At 77.5% G+C, this 5,416-nt stretch carries 7 protein-coding genes; 4 read left to right on the top strand and 3 right to left on the bottom strand.

The features are described 5' to 3' along the window. Positions 1-82 precede the first annotated feature (82 nt). The 3 genes from ACFWH7_RS16410 to ACFWH7_RS16420 are packed head-to-tail and all read right to left on the bottom strand — an operon-like array spanning position 83 to position 2,128. Positions 83-706 carry a DUF3618 domain-containing protein gene (locus ACFWH7_RS16410; RefSeq protein ID WP_378217931.1) on the bottom strand — a complete coding sequence of 208 codons (624 nt, stop codon included), beginning with the start codon at positions 704-706 and terminating at the stop codon, positions 83-85. Next, positions 703-1,215 carry a phage holin family protein gene (locus tag ACFWH7_RS16415; RefSeq protein ID WP_378217933.1) on the bottom strand — a complete coding sequence of 171 codons (513 nt, stop codon included), beginning with the start codon at positions 1,213-1,215 and terminating at the stop codon, positions 703-705. The genes ACFWH7_RS16410 and ACFWH7_RS16415 overlap by 4 nt, the downstream gene beginning before the upstream one ends. Then, positions 1,199-2,128 carry a hypothetical protein gene (locus tag ACFWH7_RS16420; RefSeq protein WP_378217935.1) on the bottom strand — a complete coding sequence of 310 codons (930 nt, stop codon included), beginning with the start codon at positions 2,126-2,128 and terminating at the stop codon, positions 1,199-1,201. The genes ACFWH7_RS16415 and ACFWH7_RS16420 overlap by 17 nt, the downstream gene beginning before the upstream one ends. A gap of 273 nt (positions 2,129-2,401) precedes the next feature. On the opposite strand from ACFWH7_RS16420, the gene ACFWH7_RS16425 reads away from it, so the two are divergent. The 4 genes from ACFWH7_RS16425 to ACFWH7_RS16440 all read left to right on the top strand — a co-directional run bounded on the left by ACFWH7_RS16425 (position 2,402) and on the right by ACFWH7_RS16440 (position 5,235). Next, the gene (locus ACFWH7_RS16425; RefSeq protein ID WP_378217937.1) at positions 2,402-2,659 is read left to right on the top strand and encodes an acyl carrier protein; all 258 of its coding nucleotides are present in this window, start codon (positions 2,402-2,404) and stop codon (positions 2,657-2,659) included. A gap of 116 nt (positions 2,660-2,775) precedes the next feature. Continuing rightward, positions 2,776-3,984, top strand: coding sequence for an iron-containing redox enzyme family protein (locus tag ACFWH7_RS16430; protein WP_378217939.1), 1,209 nt, complete (start codon positions 2,776-2,778; stop codon positions 3,982-3,984). Continuing rightward, positions 3,977-4,978: a glycosyltransferase family 2 protein gene (locus ACFWH7_RS16435; protein WP_378217941.1), complete on the top strand. Its 1,002-nt coding sequence runs from the start codon at positions 3,977-3,979 to the stop codon at positions 4,976-4,978. The genes ACFWH7_RS16430 and ACFWH7_RS16435 overlap by 8 nt, the downstream gene beginning before the upstream one ends. Next, positions 4,975-5,235: a CDGSH iron-sulfur domain-containing protein gene (locus ACFWH7_RS16440; RefSeq protein WP_378217943.1), complete on the top strand. Its 261-nt coding sequence runs from the start codon at positions 4,975-4,977 to the stop codon at positions 5,233-5,235. The genes ACFWH7_RS16435 and ACFWH7_RS16440 overlap by 4 nt, the downstream gene beginning before the upstream one ends. The last annotated feature ends 181 nt before the right edge of the window (positions 5,236-5,416 follow it).

The following is a 5,416-nucleotide window of genomic DNA, read 5'->3' on the forward strand; positions in this document are numbered from 1 at the left end:
GCCGCCCGCCCGCAGACCCGCCCGCGGCGCGCCCGCGACCGCGCCACACCCCGCCCCCCCCCCGCTCGCGGTGCGTCGGGCCTCAGCCCTCCTTGACCTGGTCGCGGACGTCGGCCGCGGCCTCCTTGCCGTGCTGCCCCACGGACTGCGCCGCGTCCTTCGCGGCGTCGCGGACGGCCTCCGCGCCCTCCTTCGCGGGCTCCTTGAGGTCCTGCACGACCTCCTGCGCCGTGGACTTCACGTCCTCGACGAGCGGGGCCGCCTTCTCCTTGACCCCGACGGCGGCGCGCTGCTCGGCGCGGGTCGAGGGGAGGAGCGAGGCGACGACGAGGCCGACGCCGAACGCGACGAGGCCCACCGCGAGCGGGTTGCCCTGCGTCTGCTCGCGCACGGCGCGCGGCGCGGAGCCGACGGTCTCGGCGACCGAGGACGCGGTGCTGCGCGCCGAGTCGGCCACCGAGGAGGCCGCCTCGCGGCCGCGCTCGGCGACGCCGTGCGACGTGTCGTGGGCCGAGCCGACCGTGTCGTGGGCGCTCCCCATGACACGGTCCTTGACGCTCGTCACGCCGGACCGCACGCGGTCCACCTGGCGTCGCGCGACGTTGCCGGGCTTGACCTTCTCCCCGAGCGCGTCGACGTCCCGGCTCAGCTCGGTCCGCGTGCGCTCGATGTCGGCGCGGATCTCCTCGGGATCGGTGCTGCTCATGAGTTCTTCTCCTCGTGTCCTCGGACGGCGTTCGGGATCCTCTTGAGGGTGTCCGTCGTCTCGGGCATGCCCTCGACCGTGCGCAGCTCCTTGCGTCCGCGCGCCGCGAGCACCGCGGCGACGATCGCCCACAGCACCGCGACGACGACGGCCGACCAGCCGCGCCCCATGACGGCGCCGAGCGCCCACCACAGCGCGACCGAGAGGAACAGCAGGACCATGTGGCCCGCCACCCCGGCGCCGGCGAGCATCCCGGCGCCCTTCCCGGCGCGCTGCGCCGACTGCTTGGCCTCGGCCTTCGCGAGCTCGACCTCCTGCCGCATGAGGGTGGACAGGTCGCGGCTCACCTCGGCGACGAGCTCGCCGACGCTCTGCTGCTCGCCGGTCCCTGTCGGGCCGGCGGTGCCCGCGGCGGTCGCCGGGGCGGGCGGGGCGCCCGGGTCGGGCCCGCTGCCCGCCGTGTGCCGGGCGCTGGGCGCCGCGGCGAACGGGTCAGGGGTGTACGACATCGGGGCCACCTCCCGGTCGGGCGGCACCCGTGCCGGGCGTCGTCGGCGGGAACGTCGGCGGCGTCGGGTCCCCCTCCGCCGAGGTCGCCACGTCCGGGTCCTGCGCGAGCCGGTCGTTCGCGAGGCCCGGGTACGCGCCGGCGGTCCCGATGTCGGGCTCGCCGAGCGTGCCGGTCCCGCCCGTGCCGGTACCGCCCGTCGAACCGCCCAGGCCCGTGGTGCCCGTGCCGGTGGTCCCGGTGAGGCCCGTGGTGCTGGTCGCGCCGGTGAGCCCCGCGCTGCCCGTCGACGTCCCGACCGGGGCGGCGTGCGCGCCGCGCGTGCCCGTCGTGCCGACGCCGGAGGCGTCGTCCGCGCGGTCCGAGCCCGTGTCCGGCGCGTCCTTCATGCCGCGTACGAGCCGTCCGACCAGCAGGCCCGCACCGGCGGCGAGGAGGAGGAACGTGCCCGGACGACGCCGGGCGAAGCTCTCGACCTCGTGCAGCACGGACGAGGGCTCGCGGTCCTCGAACCACTGCGCCACCTGCCCGGTGGCGTCCCCGGCACGTCGGACCAGGTCGGTCGCGTAGCCGGGGTCCTCGGTGCCGTCCGCCATCTGGCGGAGCTCGTCGCCGAGCGAGCGGAGCCCGCCCGCGAGGCGCTCCTGCTGCGTGCGCGCCTGGTCGGTGAGCCCCGTGCGGGCATCGTCGACGAGACCGCGTGCGCGGTCCGTCGCCTCGTGCGCGACGTCGCGCGCCTTCTCCTTCGCGTCCTGCGCGACCTCGCGGCCCGCGTCACCCACGTGGGAGGCGGCCTCGCTCGCGCGCTCCTTCACCCCGGTCGACGCGCTGCTGCCGCTCTCCCCGGTTCCCTGCGACGTCCCGGCACCCGGCGAACCGGGCCCCGAGCCGTACGGCACGTTCGTCTCGCTCATGGTCGGACTCCCGTCGTCGTCGCCGCGCTGGTGCGGCGTGACTGGCGACGGAGCAGAGGCCGTGCCGGGCTCTCGCTCCGCCGGTACGGCCACCTCCTGGACCACTTCCCACCGTAGGTCGACGTCCCGCGCACACAACTGGGGAGCACCCCCGGCCCGCGGTTGCGAGCGACCGCAGCCTTGCGACGGTGGGAGTGGTCGAGCAGCCGGCCGCCACCGTGCCGGGCGTCGCCCGGCCGCACGGCGCCCCCGGGCGCAGGAGGTTTTTCGATCATGGCCACAGGAGAGACCGGGTTCGACGACGTCACGTTCGACCTCATCTCGGTGCAGTACCACTCGCTCAAGGCCGGGCACGACTACGGCCAGTACGTGCGCGACGCACGCAACGCGGGCAAGGAGGAGATCGCCGCCTTCTTCGAGAAGGTCATGGCGGAGGACTCCGAGCGGGCGCAGCAGTGCCACCGCTTCCTCGCCGAGCTCACCGAGCACGGGACGTCCGCCACGTCGCCGCAGGGCTCCCAGCAGGGCTGACGCGGCGCCGAGACGCTCGCGAGCAGCCTCTCGGCTCGCGAGCGCGGCCGACCCTGGGGAGCATGGCGGTGGTGTCGAGCAGGGGCGCCGTCCGCGCGAGCGCGAGGAGCCCCAGCATGACCTCCACCGCCGTCCCCGCCCAGGCCTCGGACACCGCACCGGCGTCCCCGACCGCCCCGGCAGCGAGCGACCCCGTGCCCGACGCCCCCGCGGCGCCGGGCACGGGTCGCCTGCCGCTGCCGCGACCGCGCGGCCCGCTGACCGCGGCGCTCCTGGCGGTGCTCGTCGACGGCGCACCCGCGGACGACGCGGCCGAGCGGCTGCGGCCCGTCCGGGAGGCTCTCCCCGCCGCGCTGGACGCCGCCGCCGGACGGGTCCTGCGCGACGACGACGTCCAGCTCGCTCTCACGGTCCTCTACGAGCTGCACTACCGCGGGGTCGACGGCGTCGACGACGCGTGGGAGTGGGAACCGGCGCTGCTCGCCGTCCGCGCGCGCCTGGAGACCCCGTTCGAGGCCGCCGTGCGCGAGCGCGCGGGCCGGCCGGAGTGCGCGGAGACGGATGCGGCGGGCATGGCCCGGCGGCTCTTCGAGCTCGCCGCCGCCGACGACGGCCCGAGCCTCTCGCGCTACGTCGCCAAGCGCGCGGACGCGGAGCAGGCGCGCGAGCTCCTGGCGCTCAAGTCGCTGTACCAGCTCAAGGAGGCCGACCCGCACACGTGGGCCGTGCCCCGGCTCGCCGGGACGCCCAAGGCCGCGCTCGTGGAGATCCAGGCCGACGAGTACGGGGGCGGCCGCCCCGGGCGGATGCACGCGGAGCTGTTCGCGCGCGCGATGCGGGGGGTCGGGCTCGACGACGCCTACGGCCGCTACGTCGACCTGGTGCCCGCCGTGGTGCTCGCGGCGGTCAACACGATGTCCCTCTTCGGCCTGCACCGCCGTCTGCGCGGCGCGATCGTCGGGCACCTCGCCGCATTCGAGATGACGTCGTCGGTGCCGAGCCGCCTCTACGGGAACGGGTTCCGGCGCCTCGGCCACGACGCGGACACGACCTGGTACTTCGACGAGCACGTGGAGGCGGACGCGGTCCACGAGCAGATCGCGGCGCGCGACCTCGCGGGCCGCCTCGTCGAGCAGGAACCGGCGCTGCGCGACGACGTCCTGCTGGGCGCGGCCGCGTGCCTCGCCGTCGAGGGCGACGTCGCCGCGCACGCGCTCGAGCGCTGGCAGGCGGGAGGGTCGGCGCTGCGCGCGCCGCTCGAGCCCGTCGCGGTGAGCCCGGCGCCGGGGGGAACCGCCGAGGACGGTGACCGCCCGCGTGCCTGACGTGACCTACGTGCTCCCGCTGCGCCGCGACCGGTTCGACGAGCGCGCGACGGTGGAGCTCTCCCGGTACCTGGCGGGCCTCGCGAGCCACGTGCGGGTCGTCGTCGCCGACGGCTCGCCCGCCCCGGTGCGCGCGCTCCACGGCGCGTCGTGGCACGACGCCGCCCGGACGGTCGCCGTCCCGCCGCCCCCGCCGAGGTGCAACGGCAAGGTCGTCGGGGTGCTCGCCGCGCTGGCCACCGTGTCGACCCCGGTGGTCGTCCTCGCGGACGACGACGTGCGGTGGGACGCCGCGACGCTCGACCGGGCGCTCGCGGCCCTGGACGGCGCGGACGTCGTCGTGCCGCAGAACGTCTTCGACCCGATGCCGTGGCACGCGCGCTGGGACACCGCACGCTCGCTCGTGAACCGGGCGCTCGGTCACGACTGGTCGGGCACGGTCGTGCTGCGGCGCGACGCGCTGGGCCCCGAGGGGTACGACGCCCGGGTGCTGTTCGAGAACCTCGAGCTCGAGCGCACCGTGCTGGCCCGGGGCGGGCGCGTGGAGCACCGGCCGGACCTCTTCGTCACCCGTCGGCCACCCGGGCTCCGCACCTTCTGGGAGCAGCGGGTGCGGCAGGCGTACGACTCGCAGGCCCAGCCGGCGCGGCTCGCCGGGGAGCTCGCGCTCGCCCCGGCCCTCGCCGCGTGCGTCGTCGGGGCGGCGCGCTCCGACGGCGGGCGGCGCGCGGCGTGGGCGGCCGTGGTCGTGGTCGTGCTCGGGAGCGCGGTCCTCGTCGCCGAGGCGGGGCGGCGCGGCGCCGGGGGAGCGACGGCCTGGCCGCCGACCGCGGCGCTGTGGGCGCCCGCGTGGGTGCTCGAGCGGGCGGTGTGCGCGTGGGTCGCCCTCGGATGGCGGGTGGGCGGGGGAGTCCCGTACCGCGGGACGCGGATCCGCTGCGCCGCCCACTCGGCGGCCGCGCTGCGCGGTGCGACCGGGGAGGGGTCGCGGTGACGGGGGAGCCGCGCGTCCGCCCGGAGGAGGTCGTCGTGACCGCCTGCCCCGACGGCCCGCTGCTCGTCCGCGGCCCCGCCCGCCTCGTCGACCAGGAGGGGAACGAGATCGAGCGGCACCGCGCGACCGTCGCGCTGTGCCGGTGCGGCGGCACGGCGATCCCCCCGTGGTGCGACGGGACGCACAAGGTCAACGGCTACCGCAGCGGGGACGACGACGGACGCTCCACGGCGAGCGAGGCCGGCACCGGGGCGTAGAACCAGCCGTGGAACGCGGCGCGGGCGGGCTGGGGCAGCACGCGCGCGACCGCCAGCATGGCCTTGCCCTGGACGCCGTGGACGACCTCGGGCCGGGGGGGGGGGGGGCGGGGCGCGGGCTGCGCGACCCGGCGGCGGGGGCCCGGGGGGCGGGGGGGCGGGGGCGGGGGTGCGGGGGCGG

The sequence above is a fragment of the Cellulosimicrobium cellulans genome, assembly GCF_042723955.1.
GTDB lineage: Bacteria > Actinomycetota > Actinomycetes > Actinomycetales > Cellulomonadaceae > Cellulosimicrobium > Cellulosimicrobium cellulans_H.

Bases quoted from the DNA above. Each gene is read 5' to 3' on its own strand.
- ACFWH7_RS16410 (WP_378217931.1), bottom strand. From the start codon at position 706: ATGAGCAGCACCGATCCCGAGGAGATCCGCGCCGACATCGAGCGCACG.
- ACFWH7_RS16430 (WP_378217939.1), top strand. From the start codon at position 2,776: ATGACCTCCACCGCCGTCCCCGCCCAGGCCTCGGACACCGCACCGGCG.
- ACFWH7_RS16425 (WP_378217937.1), top strand. From the start codon at position 2,402: ATGGCCACAGGAGAGACCGGGTTCGACGACGTCACGTTCGACCTCATC.
- ACFWH7_RS16420 (WP_378217935.1), bottom strand. From the start codon at position 2,128: ATGAGCGAGACGAACGTGCCGTACGGCTCGGGGCCCGGTTCGCCGGGT.
- ACFWH7_RS16415 (WP_378217933.1), bottom strand. From the start codon at position 1,215: ATGTCGTACACCCCTGACCCGTTCGCCGCGGCGCCCAGCGCCCGGCAC.